The organism is Stenotrophomonas sp. a6, assembly GCF_030913325.1.
Lineage (GTDB): Bacteria > Pseudomonadota > Gammaproteobacteria > Xanthomonadales > Xanthomonadaceae > Stenotrophomonas > Stenotrophomonas maltophilia.
Map to the genome: position 1 here is coordinate 2,989,719 of NZ_CP133161.1, position 15,847 is coordinate 3,005,565.

Genomic DNA, 15,847 nt, shown 5'->3' on the forward strand with positions numbered 1-15,847 from the left:
GGGGGCTCCGGAAGGCGTGTTCAGTGCGGGATGGACATCAGTTCGTCGATGCCCAGCGCGAGGTTGAGGTTCTGCATGGCCTGGGTGGCCGCGCCCTTGAGCAGGTTGTCCAGGGTCGCCACCACGACGACCCGCTTGCCGCCCGGGGCCAGGGTGAAGCCACCGACCTGGGCACCGTGGCGGCCGGCGATGCGGCTGACCCACGGCGCTTCATCCACCACGTCGATCAGGGGTTCGCCGGCATAGGCCTGCTGGAAGCGCTCGACGATCTGTTCGCGGGTCTGCACGCGGTTCAGCCACAAGTTGGCGGTAAGCGTGATGCCCCGGAAATGCGGCGCGACATGTGGCATGAATTCAACAGCCACGCCCAGCTGCACCGACACCTCCCGCTCGTGCACGTGGTTGGTCAGCGCGTAGGGCATCAGGTTGTCGGCCAGCAGTTCGACGTTGTTCTTGTCCGACGGCGTGGTACCGGCGCCGGAGTAGCCGGAGACACCGAAGCACTGCGGCGGACCGGCCAGCAGGTCCAGCAGCGGATGCACCGCCAGCTGCATCGCCGTGGCATAGCAGCCCGGGTTGCTGATGTGCTTCTGGCCGTTGTAGCGGCCGCGGGTCAGCTCCGGCAGGCCGTAGTACCAGCTGTTGTCGAAGCGATGGTCGGCCGAGAGATCGACGATGACGGTGTCCGGCTTCGCCGCTTCCAGCGCAGCCACGAACGGTGCGGCCAGGCCATTGGGCAGGGCCAGGATCACTGCGTCCACACCCTTGGCCGCCACCGCGTCGGCGTCCAGGTTCTCGTACTGCAGATCGCCCTGGAATTCCGGGTGATGGTCGGACAGGCGCTGCCCGGCGCGCTCGCGCGAGGAGACGAAAGCCAGTTCCAGCCGCGGATGGGCGGCCACCAGCTTGATCAGCTCGGCGCCGGTATGGCCGCGGGCACCGACGATGCCAAGGGTAAAGGTCGAATCGTTCATGCGTGGCTGTCCAGGCGGTACTGCAGGTGGCGCTTCACGCCCTGCCATTCCGCGTCGATGATGGAGAAGATGACGGTGTCGCGCGGCGTGCCGTCGGCATGCCGCTTGTGGTTGCGCAGCACGCCATCCTGCTTGGCGCCGAGGCGGGCGATGGCAGTGCGCGAGGTGGCGTTGAACCAGCTGGTTTCCAGCACCACGCTGATGCAGCCCAGCGTTTCGAAGGCGTGCTGCAGCAGCAACAGCTTGGCTTCGGTGTTGGCACCGGTGCGCTGCACGCGCGGCGCATACCAGGTGTAGCCGAGGCTGAGTTTCGGCACACCGGCATCCATGTCATAGAAACGGGTACTGCCAACGATTCCGCCAGCCGCATCACGGATCACGAACGGCAGCACCTTGCCTTCGCTCTGCGCCTGCAGCGCGGCCCGCACATAGGTCTCGGCCTGTTCCGGCGACGGCACCTGGGTGTACCAGAGCTGGTCCAGGCCGCTGCCTTCAAGCGCATCGCGCAGGCCGGGCACGTGTTCCATCTGCAGCGGCTGCAGGGTTACGTGCTGGCCGCGCAGGGTGGGAACCGTGTTCCAGGCATCGAGGTTGCTCATTGCTCAGCCCTGCAGGCTCGGGGTGCGCTGCGCGCAATGATCGACATAGGTCTTGATCCGGTCGATGCCATCGGCACCGAACCAGAATACCTTCCAGTGGTCCTGCTTGTAGCAGCCGTCGGATTCGGCGTAGTAGAAGTGATTGATCGGGTTGCCATGGCGCGAGCGCCAGAACAGCTGCGGCGTCTCCTCCAGCATCACGTTCCAGACCGCACGGCCCAGACCCTCGCCCTGCGCGTCGTCGAGCACGGCGAACTTGTCCAGGTACACGCCCTCTGCCTCGTCGGTGAGGATGACCGCGGTGCGGTAGTTCTCGCTGACGTAGGCACGCAACAGCTTGGTCTTCTCGAAATAGTCCGGCACCAGCGCGCGGCCGAAGCTGGATTCGATCAGGCCCTTCAGGCGCGGCAGGTCCAGTTCGTTCCAGGCGGTGGCGCGCAGCACCTTTTCACCCTTGCGCACCAGCGTGCCCGAACCCTTGTGGGTGAACAGTTCCTTGGCCAGGTCGGCCGGGCGCGTGATCGACACCGACGATTCGAGCGGCAGGCGGTCGAGCAGATCCTTGATCTGTTCGATCTTCACCTTCATGCCGCCGTGGATCCACGGCTGCGCGATCAGGTGGTCGTACTCGGTGGACAGGTTGATCGAATCGATCACGTTGCCCGCCTCGTCCAGCAGGCCGCCCGTGCCGGTCAGGAAGATGATCTTGTACGGCTGCAGTTCCTGTACCAGCTCGTTGGCGGCGAAGTCGGCGTTGACGTTGAGGATCTGGCCGCCGGCGGTCTCGCCCAGGCTGGTGATGACCGGGATCGAGCCGGCGCGCAGGCTGGCCTCGATCGGTGCCAGGTTGACCTTCTTCACTTCGCCGACCAGGCCGTAGGTATCCACATCCAGGTACTCGGCTTCGAACACGCCGCCGGTGATCGAGGTGGCGCGCGCGCCGTTCTGCTGCAGCGCCTCGACCAGCCGCAGGTTGGACTGCTGGAACACCCGGCGCACGATCGCCAGCGCTTCCGGCGAGGTCACGCGCAGGCCGTTCACGGTCTGCTTCTCGATGCCGGCGGCCGACAGTTCGGCATCCAGCTGCGGGCCGGCGCCGTGCAGCACGATCGGGGTCAGCCCGACTTCCTGCAGGAACGACAGCGAAGAGGTCAGCGCGTCGAGGTCGTCGCGCAGCACCGCGCCGCCGACCTTGACCACGGCGAAGCGCTTGGCATCCAGCTGCGAGAAGCGCTTGAGGTACTGGCTGATCTCCTTCGCGCTGGCCATGCTGGAAAGCAGGCGCACGATGGTCTGGCGGGTCTGGCGATGGGGCTGGAGGGCAGGAGACATTTCGGTTTCGTCGGAAAGGGAAGAATCAGGCGCCGGCGGCGATGATGCGGTGCACGGCGTCGGTGTAGCGCTGCAACTGCTCCAGCGTCACGAACTCATCGGCGGTGTGGGCCTGGGCGATGTCACCCGGGCCGAACACCAGCGTGGTGTAACCACCGGCCGAGAACAGCGAGGCCTCGGTCCAGAAGTCCACCGCGTTGCCGATCGGCAGTTCCAGCGCATCGGCCACGTCACGTGCCAGCAGGCGGCGGTTCTCGGCTTCGGCGATGTCGCCGGCCGGCAGGCTGGGGCCACGGAAGGTTTCGGTGAATACCGCCGCTTCCGGCTCGGCGAAACCGGCGAAGGTGGCCAGCAACGCGTCGATGTTCATCGACGGCAGCGGCCGGAAGCCGAAGCGCACTTCAGCAGCGGGCGCGATCATGTTGGCCTTGATCCCGCCTTCGACGCGGCCGATGTTGAAGCGCAGGCCCGTCAGCCCACCGAAGCGCGCCGAAGCCAGCGATTCCACATGGTCCAGCGCGCGGTTGCCCCAGCGCATCGCCTGGTGCAGCGCGCTGGCAGCCGCATCCTGCTTGCCCGAGGCGTGCCCTGCACGACCGGCGAACTGCATCAGCACCGAGCTGATGCCGCGATGCGCCAGCACCGCTTCGCTCATGGTCGGCTCGGCCACCAGCACCGCGTCGTACGGAATGCCGCGGGCCAGGAACGCGGCGATGCAGCGCGGATCGTTGGCTTCTTCATCGCTGGAGAACAGGAACGCGGCATCACCATCGCTGGCATTGGCCGCAGCCACCAGTGCAGCGGCCGCGCCCTTGATGTCACACACGCCCAGGCCGACCACGCGGTCGTCCAGGCGCCGCATCACATGCGGGTCGGCACTCCAGTGCGGCGAGTCCGGCACCGTATCCAGGTGCACGTTGAACAGGTACTTCGGCGTACCACGCACGGCGTACAGGCTGACCGCGCCCGCGCCATGGTCGATCACCTCGACGTTGAAGCCGGGCAGGTTCGCGCGCAGGTAATCGAAGATGCCACCGGTGGTGATCGCACGCGGCGGGTTGCGGGTGTCGAAAGACACCAGGGCCTGCAGGTGATCGAGCGTCTGTTCAAGCATGTGTCTGAATATCCGTAGGGTTCGAAATCGGTAGTGCCGGCCGCTGGCCGGCTCCGCAATGATCCAGCCGTGCCACGAGCCGGCCAGCGGCCGGCACTACCCTCCATCGATGTTGCGAGGCGCCGGCCAGCGGCCGGCACCCCGTCACAGGTCAACCACGATTGACCTGCGCATAGACAGTGGAGCTCATCCCGAACAGCTTGATGAAGCCTTCGGCCTCCTCCACGCCCCAGTCGGCCGACTGCGCGTAGGTGGCACCCTTGGTGTTGAGCAGGTGCGGCGACTTCACCGCCACTGCATCGACGCGGCCACCGCGGGTTTCCAGCACCACTTCACCGTTCACCTTGGCCTGCGAGGACTTCAGGAAGGCTTCGATGTCGGTCTTCAGCGGGTCGTGGTAGAAGCCTTCGTACACCAGCTCCACCCACTTGCGCGCCACGTCCGGCTTGAAGCGGTTCTGCTGCTTGGTCAGCACCGCATCTTCCAGCGCGCGGTGTGCGGCCAGCAGCGAAACCAGGCCCGGGGCCTCGAACACGATGCGGCCCTTCAGGCCGATCACGGTGTCGCCGGTGTACACGCCGCGACCGACACCATACGGGGCGAACAGCTTGTTGAGCTGGGCCAGGATCTGGTCGCCCGGCAGCGCCTTGCCGTTCAGTTCAACGGCTTCGCCTTCAACGAACTTCAGGGTGACGGTCAGCGCCTGTTCCGGCCACTCGCTGCGCGGTGCGCACCAGCCACGGGCGCCCTCGCCCGGGGCTTCCCAACGGTCGATCTCGCCGCCGGACATGGTCAGGCCCAGCAGGTTCTCGTTGATGGTGTAGGCCTGCTGCTTGGCGCGCACGCCGAAGCCGCGCTCTTCCAGGTACTTCTGCTCGTAGGCGCGGGTCTGGGTGTGTTCCTTCTGGATCTCGCGGATCGGCGCGATGATCTGGTAGTCACCCAGCGCCTTCACGGCCAGGTCGAAGCGGACCTGGTCGTTGCCCATGCCGGTGCAGCCGTGGGCGATGATGTTGGTGCCCAGTTCGGCGGCACGCTTCAGCGCGGCATCGACGATCAGGTAGCGGTCCGAGACCAGCAGCGGGTACTGGCCCTGGTAGCCTTCGCCGGCCCACACGAACGGCTTGACGAAGCCTTCCCAGATCGCCGGGCCACCGTTGACGGTGACGTGGCTGGTCACGCCCAGTTCGGCGGCGCGCTTTTCGATAAAATCGCGCTCTTCATCATCCACGCCGCCGGTGTCGGCGAACACGGTGTGCACGTTGTAGCCGCGCTCCTGCAGGTACGGCACGCAGAAGCTGGTATCCAGGCCGCCGGAGAAGGCGAGAACGACGTCTTTGTTGCTCATGGGAGTCAGGTCCACTTGGGGGATGGGAATTCGGTAGAGCCGACCGTTGGTCGGCTGGAATGATGGATGCGCCGCTGCGGGAGCAGCCGACCAACGGTCGGCTCTACCCCTTGTTCGATCTAGCGCCCGGCAACCGCCGCCATGATCGCCTTCTGCACGTGCAGGCGGTTCTCGGCTTCGTTGATGGCGATGCACTGCGGCGAATCCATCACCGCGTCGGTGGCCTTCACGTTCCGGCGCAGCGGCAGGCAGTGGCTGAACACACCGTTGTTGGTCAGTGCCATCTTCCGCTCGTCCACGATGAAGTGCTTGAACTGGTCGCGGATCGGCTTCTCCGGCTCCCAGTTGCCGAAGAACGGCAGCGCGCCCCAGCTCTTGGCGTAGACCACGTCGGCGCCGGCGTAGGCGCTGTCGATGTCATGGCTGATCTTCAGCGAACCGCCGCTATCGGCCACGTTCTGCTCGGCCCAGCCCATGTAGCGATCGTCGAGGATGTAGTCTGCGGTCGGGCACAGCAGGGTCACGTCCATGCCCATGCGGGTGGCGATGGTCAGTGCCGAGTTGGCCACGGCGGTGTTCAGCGGCTTGGGGTGGTAGGTCCAGGTCAGCACGTACTTCTTGCCACGCAGGTCCTGGGTGCCGAAGTACTCCTGCAGGGCCATGACGTGGGCCAGTTCCTGGCACGGGTGGGTGATGGTCTCCATGTTGATGACCGGCACCGGCGAATACTTGGCGAAGCTGTTGAGGACGATGTCCTGGCGGTCGTAGGCCCAGTCGATGAACTTGGGGAACGCACGCACGGCGATGATGTCGCAGTAACGGCCCAGCACCTTGGCCACTTCCGCAATGTGTTCTTCGGTATCGCCGTCCATCACCGTGCCGAGGTTGAACTCGATCGGCCACGCATCCTTGCCCGGCTGCAGCACCACCGCGTGGGCGCCGAGCTGGAACGCGCCCAGTTCGAAGCTGGTGCGGGTGCGCATGGAGGGGTTGAAGAACACCAGCGCGATCGACTTGCCCTTGAGCTGGTCGCCGAGCTTGTTGCGCTTGAACAGCGCGGCCTGGGTCAGCAGCGCGTCAAGATCGCTGCGGCTCCAGTCCTGGGTGTTCAGGAAGTGCTTGGGGGACATCATCTTTCCTTGCGTGGCGGCGCCGGGTTCGACGCGGTGGAAGGGAAAAGCAGGAAGCAAAGGTGGATCGAAAAGGTTGCAGTTGCAGCTTTCAGCACATGCATTTTTGAAGCGCGGAAACGAAAAAACCCAGCCGGCGGGCTGGGTTTTTTTCGGACGAACAGCAGAAAGCTCCGGTTACCCAGCGAGGATGTGGGGTTCCGGTCGACGCGCACGCGAGGTCATGCCCGACGCCTGTCGGGCTGCGCTGCTGTCGTGCTGGAAGTCGGTGAGCTTCATGGCCGCCAATCTTTGCATGCGGCCGGGGCCGACGCAAGGGGCCGGGGTCGCAGAATCAGGGATTACCGGCGGCGCCCTGCTCGGGGCCGACCCAGGGGGTGATCGAAACCCGGATCTTCAGCCGGTTGCCGGGGTCTTCCGGCAGGCGCGACCGGTACTTGGTGCCCTTGTAGACGTAATCCACGTCATAGGCGATCGGCCGGCGGAATTCACGCCCGACCGGCACGATGCGGCAGTCGCGGGTCAGCATCGGGCCGTTGTTGGCCGGTGCCGGGGCAGGCGTCTCGGCGGCGGTCTCCTCGGAGACCTCTTCATCGCTGCGCTTGAACATCGAGCGCACCGAGTCCCAGAAGCGGCTGATCCGGCCCTTGTCCTCGACCGGCTCTTCACCGGTAACGTTGACCGGGGCCAGGGTGCGGGTCGAGATCGGCTCGCAATGCTCCTCGGTGCGGGTCGCGCGCAGGGTCTGGAACACCGGCTCGACGTTCAGCACCTGCGCATAGTCGAACTTCACGTTCTCGACGATCACCACCCGGTTGCGCGGCTCGGCCTCCTGCGCCTGGGCCACGGCGGCCGTCGCCGACAGGCAGGCCAGGGTCAGCAACGCGGTGGATTTCAGTGGCGACGGGAGCAAGGACACGGCAATAGTGTAGGCAGTGACGAGCGCAAGGGGCTGAACATTACCCGTCCACGCCGCTCCTGCCCACCCCACCTTGGGTGGAGCCGGCGTCCACCGGTGGCAATCGGCGCCCCAAAGCGGGCCGACACGTTCTAAAATCACAGGCTTGTCCCCCAGCCACAGCCCCATGACCCTGCGCCTGCACAACAACCTGACTCGCCAGCTCGAACCGTTCACCCCGCTCGATCCGGCCTGTCCGACCCTGTATGTGTGCGGCCCCACGGTCTACAACTACGTGCACATCGGCAACGCCCGTGGCCCGGTGGTGTTCGGGGTGCTGGCCGATCTGCTGCGGCGCCGTTTCGGTGGCCTGCGCTACGCGCGCAACATCACCGACGTGGACGACAAGATCAACACCGCTGCGCGCGAGCAGGGGGTGCCGATCAGCACCATCACCGACAGGTTCGCCGCCGCCTACCGTGAAGACATGGCCGCGCTGGGCGTGGTGCCACCGGACATCGAGCCGGAAGTGACTGCGCACATGCCGCAGATCATCACCATGATCGAGCAGCTGATCGCCAATGGTCATGCCTATGCCGCCGAAGGCCATGTGCTGTTCGCGGTGGCCAGCTTCGACGGCTACGGCAAGCTCTCGCGACGCGATCCGGAAGAGATGCTGGCCGGCGCCCGCGTCGATGTCGCCCCCTACAAGCGTGATCCGGGCGATTTCGTGCTGTGGAAGCCGTCCAGCGACGACCTGCCCGGCTGGGAATCGCCCTGGGGCCGCGGCCGCCCGGGCTGGCACATCGAATGCTCGGCGATGGCGGCCGCCCATCTGGGCGAGACCATCGACATCCATGCCGGCGGTGTCGACCTGCAGTTCCCGCACCACGAGAACGAGATCGCGCAGAGCGAATGCGCGCATGGCGGCAGGATCTTTGCCCGCTACTGGCTGCACAACGGCATGCTCAACTTCGGCGGCGCCAAGATGAGCAAGTCGCTGGGCAACATCGAGCGCGTACACGACCTGGTGCGCCAGCATCCGCCGGAAGCGCTGCGTCTGGCCCTGCTGTCGGCCCATTACCGGCAGCCGCTGGACTGGTCCGATGGCCTGATCGAGCAGTCGGTGCGCACCCTGGACCGCCTGTACGGCACGCTGCGCGAGCTGGCGTCGATCGAAGCCAGCGCGGTGATCCCGGCCAGCGTCGAGGCGACCCTGGATGACGACCTGAACACCCCGCAGGCGCTGGCCGAAGTGGCCCGCATCGCCGCCGATGCACGCCGCGCCACCGACCCGGCCGAACAGGCACGGCTGAAGGGCGAGCTGCTCGGCGCCGGCCTGGCGCTGGGCCTGCTGCAGGCCGATCCGGCGCAGTGGTTTGGTACCGCTGCGGGCGATGACGGCGACGATGCCCGCATCCAGGGCCTGATCGACGAGCGTGCAGCGGCCAAGAAAGCGCGTGATTTCGCCCGTTCCGATGCCATCCGCGACCAGCTGGCCGCCGAAGGCATCGTGCTGGAAGACACCCCGCAGGGCGTGCGCTGGTCGCGCAAGCGCGGCTGACCTGCCCTGCCCCGTGCCGGCCCGCCGGCCACGCCCCCACTGTAGAGACTGTTGTGACCGACTCCCCGTTCCCGCTTGAACCTACCGCCGCCGAGGCCCAGACCGCCATCGCCGAGGAATTCGGCTTCTTCGGCGACTGGTCCGAGCGCTACCAGTACCTGATCGACCTCGGCCGCAAGCTGCCCGCCTTCCCGGACGAATGGAAGACCGAAGAGCACCGCCTGCTCGGCTGCCAGTCGATGGTCTGGATCGTGCCGGAAGGCAACGCGCAGTCGCTGCGCTTCCATGCCATCAGTGATTCGGCCATCGTTTCCGGCCTGATCTTCCTGGCCCTGCGCGTGTACTCCGGGCGCTCGGCACAGGAAATCCTGGACACCGAGCCCAGCTACATCCAGGACATCGGCCTGGCCCGTCACCTCTCCCCCACCCGCAGCAACGGCGTGGCGGCGATGCTGGCCTTCATCCGCGAGACCGCGCAGGCCCAGCTGCAGCGCGACCCGTCGTGAGCGAGCCTGCCACAGCCGAAGACACCGCGCTGGGCCTGCTGTCCCGGCCCGGTTTCGCCAAGCTGCTGGCCTACCGCATCTTCGCGATGCTGTCCTACCAGGTGGTGGCGGTCACCGTCGGCTGGCACATCTACGAAGTCACCCGCAATCCGTTCTCGCTGGGCCTGGTCGGCCTGGCCGAGGTGCTGCCGTTCTTCTGCGTGGCACCGTTCGCCGGCTATCTGGTCGACCACCTGCCGCGCCGCCGGCTGGGCATGGTCGCCTGTTCCGGGCTGATCGCCACGGCGCTGGTGCTGACCGGCGTTGCGACGGGTTGGCTGCCGTTCGAGGGCGTGTGGCCCATCTATGCGGCCATCGCCCTGACCGGCATGGTCCGCGCCTTCCTGTCGCCAATCTACAACGCACTGTTCGCCCGCGTGCTGGCCCGCGACCAGTTCGCGCGTGGCGCCGGACTGGGTGCCGTGGTGTTCCAGGCCGGCATGGTGGCCGGCCCGGCGCTGGGCGGAGTGCTGGTCGGCTTCGGCGGCAAGGGCCTGTCCTACGCGGTGGCTACGGCCTTTGCCCTGGTGGCGATGGCCTGCCTGGCCACGCTGAAAGTGGAGGAGCCGGTGCACACCGGTCCGGCCGCGCCGATCTTCAAGAGCATCGCCGAAGGCGCGCGATTCGTGGTCGGCAACCGGATCATGGTCGGCGCGATGGCGCTGGACATGTTCTCGGTGCTGCTGGGCGGCGTGGTGGCGATGCTGCCGGCCTTCCTGCACGAAATCCTGCACCACGGTCCGGAGGGCCTCGGCATCCTGCGCGCGATGCCGGCGCTCGGTTCGGTGTGCGTGGGCCTGTGGCTGGCCCGCCACCCGCTGCACCGCAATGCCGGCCGCGTGTTGCTGTTCGCGGTGGCGGGGTTCGGCCTGTGCGTGATCGGCTTCGGCCTGTCGCAGCACTTCTGGCTGTCGGCGCTGATCCTGCTGTTCTATGGGGCCTTCGATGGCGTTTCGGTGGTGATCCGCTCGACCATCCTGCAGTTGGCCACGCCGGAAGAAATGCGCGGACGGGTGTCGTCGATCAACGGCATCTTCATCAGTTCGTCCAACGAGCTGGGCGCGTTCTATGCCGGCACGATGGCCCGTCTGCTGGGGCTGGTGCCTGCAGTGGTGCTGGGTGGGTTTGCGGTGCTGAGCGTGGCCGGGATCACCGCGTGGAAGAACCCGACGCTGCGGAAACTGAATTTGCGTGATCTGCAGTGACCCTGCGGAGAGCGCGTTCGGCGGCGCCGGGCGTTTGACTGGCCACGTCACTTTCCCTCGATGAATGGGTTTGTCACTTTCTTTGCGCGCGCAAAGAAAGTAACCAAAGAAACGCGCCGCCATCCGCGAGCCGGTGCTGCGCACCGGTGCCCTGCGCTCCTCGGTGAATCAGGGGACGGCGCCGAACTCGCTGCGCTCAAACAGCGGCGCCTCTTCGCCCCCGATTCCCCTGCGGTGCTCGGCTCGCTACAAGGCGGACCCAAGTCAACGGCCACAACTGCCCGTGCCAGCCACGGTCGCTTACCAACGATCCCCCAACAAAAAACCCGGCCAAGGCCGGGTTTTTCGCATGACCAGACAACGATCTGGAATCAGTCGCCCTGCTGCTTCTGCAGGTGCTCCCAACGCTCTTGGGCGTCGATGGTGCGTTCGGCGGTGAGGCGCGCTTCCAGGCGCTCCAGGCCGATTTCCTCGCCGGTGTCGACGCAGTAACCGTAGTCGCCCGCTTCCAGGCGCTTCAGGGTGCTGTCGATCTTGCCGATCAGCTTGCGATAGCGGTCGCGGGTACGCAGTTCCAGCGAGTTCTCGGTCTCGCGGGTCGCACGCTCGGCTTCGTCGCCGATGTCACGCACTTCCTCGCGCAGGTTCTCGATGGTCTGCTTGGACTCTTCCACCAGGTCCGCGCGCCAGTTCTGCAGGCGCTGGCGGAAGTACTCCTGCTGCAGCGGGCTCATGTATTCCTCTTCCGAGGACGGCTTGTAGCCAGCCGGCAGGATCGGGCGGCCGGTGGCCTCGTCGGTCTTGTACTCGACCACCTTGTACTTGCTGCGCGGGGCCGGTGCCGCCGAGCGGGCGGCGACGGCCACGGCAACCTTGCCGACAGGGCGCGACACGGTCTTCGGGGCGGAATCGGATTTCACGGCGGTTTTGGCAGGCGATTTCGAAACGGGCACGGGATTCTTGGATTGCGGGGCCTTCGAGGCGGCAGGAGCGGCGGCCGGGGCCGGCTTGGAGGCCGGTTGGGCTGCTGCCACTGCCACGGTCTTGGCCGGGACAGGCTTGGCCGGAGCCGGCTTGGCAGCAGGCTTCGGTGCGGACTTCACTACTGGGGCCGGGGTCGGCTTTACGGCCGGCGCGGCAACATTCTTGGCAACCTTCTTTACAGCGGCAGGCGTGGCGACCGGCTTGGCCGCAGCGACCTTCTTTACTGCGGGCTTGGCGACCGGCTTGGCTGCAGCCTTCTTCACCACCGCCTTCGGCGCCGGCTTGGTTGCTGCCTTCTTCGCCACTGGCTTGGCGGCAGCCTTCTTCACCGGCGCGGCCTTGCTGGCGGCCTTCTTCACCACCGGCGCCTTCTTGCTGGCAGCGGCAGGCTTGGCCTTGGCGGGCGCAGCAGCCTTCTTCGCCACCGGCTTGGTTGCCTTGACCGGCGTTTTCTTTGCGGTGGCCTTCCTGGCCGCCGGTTGCGAGGACGCTGCCTTGGTCGCCGGCTTGCTGGCCGGTTTCCTGGCAACGGGCTTTGCCGCCAACTTCTTCACAACAGGCTTGGCGGTTTTCTTGGCGGCCGTTGCGGCCTTCTTTGCAGTTTTTTTAGCAGCCACGAAACGCTCTTCCTTGGATTCCCCGGGGCCCGGGAAAGCGGGCCTTTATAGCCTACCCGACCCGCAGCAGCAACCTCGGCACCCTGCTCCATTCAGTCCTGGAGTCAAGGCGCCCTTGGAGGCAGTCCGACGAACACGGACCGCCTTGCGCGGTACGGAACCTGGCCAGCACCCGCAGGTGCTGGTACCGGTCGCAGGCCATCGGCGACATGCGACCAACGGCCCATCCTGCACAAATGCGGCCTTCATGCCAACTGGCATAAGATGACTGGGTGATCTCGCGCCTGCTCATTGCCCTGCTGCGCTTCTACAAGCGCTTCATCAGCCCCTTGCTGGGGCCACGCTGCCGTTTCGTGCCGAGCTGTTCTGAATACGCGATGGAAGCCATCTCGCGGCACGGCCCGCTGCGCGGCAGCTGGCTGGCTGCACGCCGGCTCGGTCGCTGCCACCCGTTCCATCCCGGCGGCTTCGACCCCGTGCCCGAGTCTCCCAACGCCCCCTCTTGCCGTTGCACAGGAAAACACTGACATGTCCTCCACCCTCATCACCAACGCCCGGATGGTCAACGAAGGCCGCACCTTCGACGGCGACCTGCGCATCGAGAACGGCCGCATCGCGCAGATCGGCAGCGGGCTGGCGCCGCGCGACGGCGAACAGGTGGTGGATGCGGCCGGACGCTGGCTGCTGCCCGGCATGATCGATGACCAGGTGCACTTCCGCGAACCGGGCCTGACCCACAAGGGCGACATCGCCAGCGAATCGGCCGCGGCCGTGGCCGGTGGCCTGACCAGCTTCATGGACATGCCCAACACCAACCCGCCGACGCTGGATTCGACCATCCTGGAAGCCAAGTACGAGCTCGCGCGCGGCCGCGCCTGGGCCAACTATGGCTTCTACCACGGCGCCAGCAATGACAACCTCGACGCGATCCGTGCCCTGGATCCGAAGAAGGCCCCGGGCGTGAAGGTGTTCATGGGTGCTTCGACCGGCAACATGCTGGTGGACAACCCGGAAACGCTGGATGCGATCTTCCGCGAATGCCCGACCCCGATCATCACGCACTGCGAAGACACGCCGATGATCGATGCCAACCTGAAGGCCTTCCAGGAAAAGTACGGCGATGCGCTGACCCCTGACATGCATCCGGACATCCGTTCGCGCGAGGCCTGCATCAAGTCGACCCGCCTGGCGATGTCGCTGGCGCGCAAGCACGGCACCCGCCTGCATGTGCTGCACATCTCCACCGCCGACGAGCTGGCGCTGTTCGAGAAGGGCCCGCTGATCCGCGCCGACGGCAGCCGCAAGCAGATCACCGCCGAGACCTGCGTGCACTTCCTGCACTTCGCGCGCCCGGACTATGCGACCAAGGGCAACCTGATCAAGTGCAACCCGGCCATCAAGGAAGTGTCCGACCGCGAGGCGATCACCGCTGCGCTGGCCGACGACGTGCTGGACGTGCTGGCCACCGACCACGCGCCGCACACCTGGGAAGAGAAGCAGAAGCCGTACGCGCAGGCACCGTCGGGCCTGCCGCTGGTGCAGTACGCGCTGGTGGCCGCGCTGGAGCGCGTGCACGAAGGCAAGCTGACCCGCGAACAGGTGGTGCAGAAATTCGCCCACGCGCCGGCACAGTTGTTCGACGTGGAAGAACGCGGCTTCCTGCGCGAAGGCTACTTCGCCGACCTGGTGCTTGTGGAAGACGTGCCGTTCACCGTCAAGCGCGAGGACGTGCTGTCCAAGTGCGGCTGGTCGCCGTTCGAAGGCACGACCTTCCGTTCGCGCGTGGCCTCCACCTGGGTGAACGGCCAGCTGGTGTGGGACGGCAGCAAACTGGTGGGCGAGCCCGCCGGCCAGCGCATGACCTACGACCGCTGATGCGCGCGGCTCTATTTACCGGGGCGCTGCTGCTGGCGGCACCCCTGCTCAGCGTACCGTCGGCTCACGCGCAGGATGCCATCGGCAGCCTGATCGACAGCCGCGTGGTGTTCCCGGCCAGTGCGTCGCAGGGCGCACTGGTGATCGGCAAGGTGCCCGCCGGCAGCCGCGTGCAGTACGCCGGTCGCCAGCTGCGGGTGAGCGGCTACGGCAGCGTGGTGTTCGGCATCGGCCGCGACGAGAAGGGACCATTGCGCGTGCAGGTGCAGCGCCCCGATGGTGGCAGCGAGACCGCGACCATTGCGGTGACGCCGCGCGACTGGCCCACCGAGCGGGTCAACGGCGTGCCGCCGAAGACGGTCAATCCGCCGCCGGCGATTGCCGAGCGGATCAAGCGCGAACAGGCGCAGGTGACCGCCGCGCGTGCTCGCGATGACGACCGCACCGACTTCACCCAGACCTTCATCTGGCCGGTGCAGGGCCGCATCAGCGGTCGCTTCGGCAATGCGCGCGTGTACAACGGGCAGCCCGGTGCCGGTCATTCCGGCATGGACATCGCGGTACCGACCGGCACCCCGGTGAAGGCACCGGCCGCCGGCATCGTCACCTTCGCCGGGCCGGACCTGTACCTGACCGGCGGTACGCTGCTGCTCGACCACGGTTTCGGGGTCAGCTCCAACTTCCTGCACCTGTCGCGCATCGACGTAAAAGTTGGCGACCGTGTGGAACAAGGCCAGGTGATCGCCGCGGTCGGCGCCACCGGCCGTGCCACCGGCCCGCACCTGCATTGGGGCATGAACTGGTTCGATACCCGTATCGATCCGCTGCTGGTGCTGGAACGCAAGTAAGGCGCGCAATGCGCTTTGGTGGGTGCCAACCTTGGTCGGCACAACCTCACAGAGCGTGCGGACCAAGGTCCGCAGCCACCAGAAGCAGTCAACAGCGCCGATCGATCAACCGCGCGCGGCCCACCACACGCGCAACAAGGTGCGCACTGGGGTCGCTTCAATCGGCTTGCCTGCGGCCTGCGCGGCAACGCGGGCGCGCGCCAGGCTGGACCACACACGGCGCGGGCGCGGGCCGGGCACGCGCGTGCCCCAGCCCTTCAACAGATGCTGCGCCCAGCGCTGTGCAGCCGTACTGGCATCACCGTCCAGCAAGCTGCGCGGCACACCGGCCACGCCGGCATCCTGCAGGCGCTGGGCCAGGGTCTGCAGCTGCACCGCACGGCCGGCACCGGTGCGCGGCTTGTCCGCGAACAAGGCCGCCTCCACCGCAGCTACGGCCTCGGCGTAGTTGGCCAGCGCACGCTCGGCACCGGCCGCATCCAGTGCGACGGTGCGCGCTTCAACCAGATCCGGCAGCGCCTCGGCCAGCTGCGCCCATGGCGCGCGCACGGGCTCCAGCAGACGGCCCAGTGGATGGCGCGAACGATGCCCGGCCCAGCTGCGCAGCTCCTCGCCCCACCATGCCAGCTTGGCATCGGCCGGCAGCGGATCGCCGCCGGTATTGAGCATGTCGTCGAACTCCTGCAGCAGCGCGAACCACGCCACGGCAAGCTCGCGTTGTGATTCGGCCACGAACGGGGCGGCCACCGACCATTCCGGCCAACGGCTGCGCCACTTGTCGAGGAAACTGTCCAGCGCGGTACTGCTCACTACG

Annotated in this window: 15 protein-coding genes; 6 read left to right on the forward strand and 9 right to left on the reverse strand. The window is 66.8% G+C overall.

Going from position 1 to position 15,847, the window contains the following annotated elements; genetic code table 11:
* Window positions 1-20 precede the first annotated feature (20 nt).
* From argC to Q9Q79_RS13860, 7 genes are all read right to left on the reverse strand, one after another.
* A complete protein-coding gene (argC, locus tag Q9Q79_RS13830; RefSeq protein WP_088430021.1) occupies window positions 21-974 on the reverse strand; it encodes an N-acetyl-gamma-glutamyl-phosphate reductase in 954 nt (317 codons plus the stop codon).
* Entirely contained in the window at window positions 971-1,573 is a 603-nt protein-coding gene (locus Q9Q79_RS13835; protein WP_049418141.1) for a GNAT family protein, read from the reverse strand. The genes argC and Q9Q79_RS13835 overlap by 4 nt, the downstream gene beginning before the upstream one ends.
* Before the next feature lie 3 nt (window positions 1,574-1,576).
* Window positions 1,577-2,905, reverse strand: coding sequence for an acetylglutamate kinase (locus tag Q9Q79_RS13840; protein ID WP_005410366.1), 1,329 nt, complete (start codon window positions 2,903-2,905; stop codon window positions 1,577-1,579).
* Window positions 2,906-2,930: 25 nt separating this feature from the next.
* The gene (locus Q9Q79_RS13845) at window positions 2,931-4,019 is read right to left on the reverse strand and encodes an acetylornithine deacetylase (protein ID WP_201863923.1); all 1,089 of its coding nucleotides are present in this window, start codon (window positions 4,017-4,019) and stop codon (window positions 2,931-2,933) included.
* A gap of 151 nt (window positions 4,020-4,170) precedes the next feature.
* Window positions 4,171-5,367: an argininosuccinate synthase gene (locus Q9Q79_RS13850; RefSeq protein ID WP_005410368.1), complete on the reverse strand. Its 1,197-nt coding sequence runs from the start codon at window positions 5,365-5,367 to the stop codon at window positions 4,171-4,173.
* Between the two features lie 119 nt (window positions 5,368-5,486).
* Entirely contained in the window at window positions 5,487-6,497 is a 1,011-nt protein-coding gene (locus Q9Q79_RS13855) for an N-acetylornithine carbamoyltransferase (protein ID WP_201863921.1), read from the reverse strand.
* A gap of 334 nt (window positions 6,498-6,831) precedes the next feature.
* The gene (locus tag Q9Q79_RS13860) at window positions 6,832-7,395 is read right to left on the reverse strand and encodes a hypothetical protein (protein WP_024958440.1); all 564 of its coding nucleotides are present in this window, start codon (window positions 7,393-7,395) and stop codon (window positions 6,832-6,834) included.
* A gap of 187 nt (window positions 7,396-7,582) precedes the next feature.
* Between Q9Q79_RS13860 and cysS the strand changes: the two genes are divergently transcribed.
* From cysS to Q9Q79_RS13875, 3 genes are read left to right on the forward strand one after another with little or no spacing between them, the layout of a single operon-like run.
* Window positions 7,583-8,959 (forward strand): cysteine--tRNA ligase, encoded by a 1,377-nt coding sequence (cysS, locus tag Q9Q79_RS13865; protein ID WP_005410371.1) that lies wholly within the window; start codon window positions 7,583-7,585, stop codon window positions 8,957-8,959.
* A gap of 53 nt (window positions 8,960-9,012) precedes the next feature.
* Window positions 9,013-9,465, forward strand: coding sequence for a SufE family protein (locus Q9Q79_RS13870; protein WP_005410372.1), 453 nt, complete (start codon window positions 9,013-9,015; stop codon window positions 9,463-9,465).
* Window positions 9,462-10,709, forward strand: a complete 1,248-nt coding sequence (locus tag Q9Q79_RS13875; protein WP_005414014.1) for an MFS transporter — start codon at window positions 9,462-9,464, stop codon at window positions 10,707-10,709. Before Q9Q79_RS13870 ends, Q9Q79_RS13875 begins: the two co-directional genes overlap by 4 nt.
* Before the next feature lie 371 nt (window positions 10,710-11,080).
* Here Q9Q79_RS13875 and dksA read toward each other — a convergent pair whose 3' ends face one another.
* On the reverse strand, window positions 11,081-12,310 hold the full coding sequence (gene dksA, locus Q9Q79_RS13880) for an RNA polymerase-binding protein DksA (protein ID WP_060380332.1): 1,230 nt from the start codon (window positions 12,308-12,310) through the stop codon (window positions 11,081-11,083).
* A 272-nt stretch (window positions 12,311-12,582) separates the two neighbouring features.
* Between dksA and yidD the strand changes: the two genes are divergently transcribed.
* From yidD to Q9Q79_RS13895, 3 genes are read left to right on the forward strand one after another with little or no spacing between them, the layout of a single operon-like run.
* Window positions 12,583-12,837 carry a membrane protein insertion efficiency factor YidD gene (gene yidD / locus Q9Q79_RS13885; protein ID WP_005414016.1) on the forward strand — a complete coding sequence of 85 codons (255 nt, stop codon included), beginning with the start codon at window positions 12,583-12,585 and terminating at the stop codon, window positions 12,835-12,837.
* Window position 12,838: 1 nt separating this feature from the next.
* A complete protein-coding gene (locus tag Q9Q79_RS13890) occupies window positions 12,839-14,185 on the forward strand; it encodes a dihydroorotase (protein ID WP_012480835.1) in 1,347 nt (448 codons plus the stop codon).
* Window positions 14,185-15,033, forward strand: coding sequence for a M23 family metallopeptidase (locus Q9Q79_RS13895; protein WP_005414018.1), 849 nt, complete (start codon window positions 14,185-14,187; stop codon window positions 15,031-15,033). The genes Q9Q79_RS13890 and Q9Q79_RS13895 overlap by 1 nt, the downstream gene beginning before the upstream one ends.
* 105 nt (window positions 15,034-15,138) lie before the next feature.
* Here the strand turns inward: Q9Q79_RS13895 and Q9Q79_RS13900 are convergent, their stop codons facing one another.
* Window positions 15,139-15,843 (reverse strand): squalene/phytoene synthase family protein, encoded by a 705-nt coding sequence (locus Q9Q79_RS13900; protein WP_099484821.1) that lies wholly within the window; start codon window positions 15,841-15,843, stop codon window positions 15,139-15,141.
* Between the last annotated feature and the right edge of the window lie 4 nt (window positions 15,844-15,847).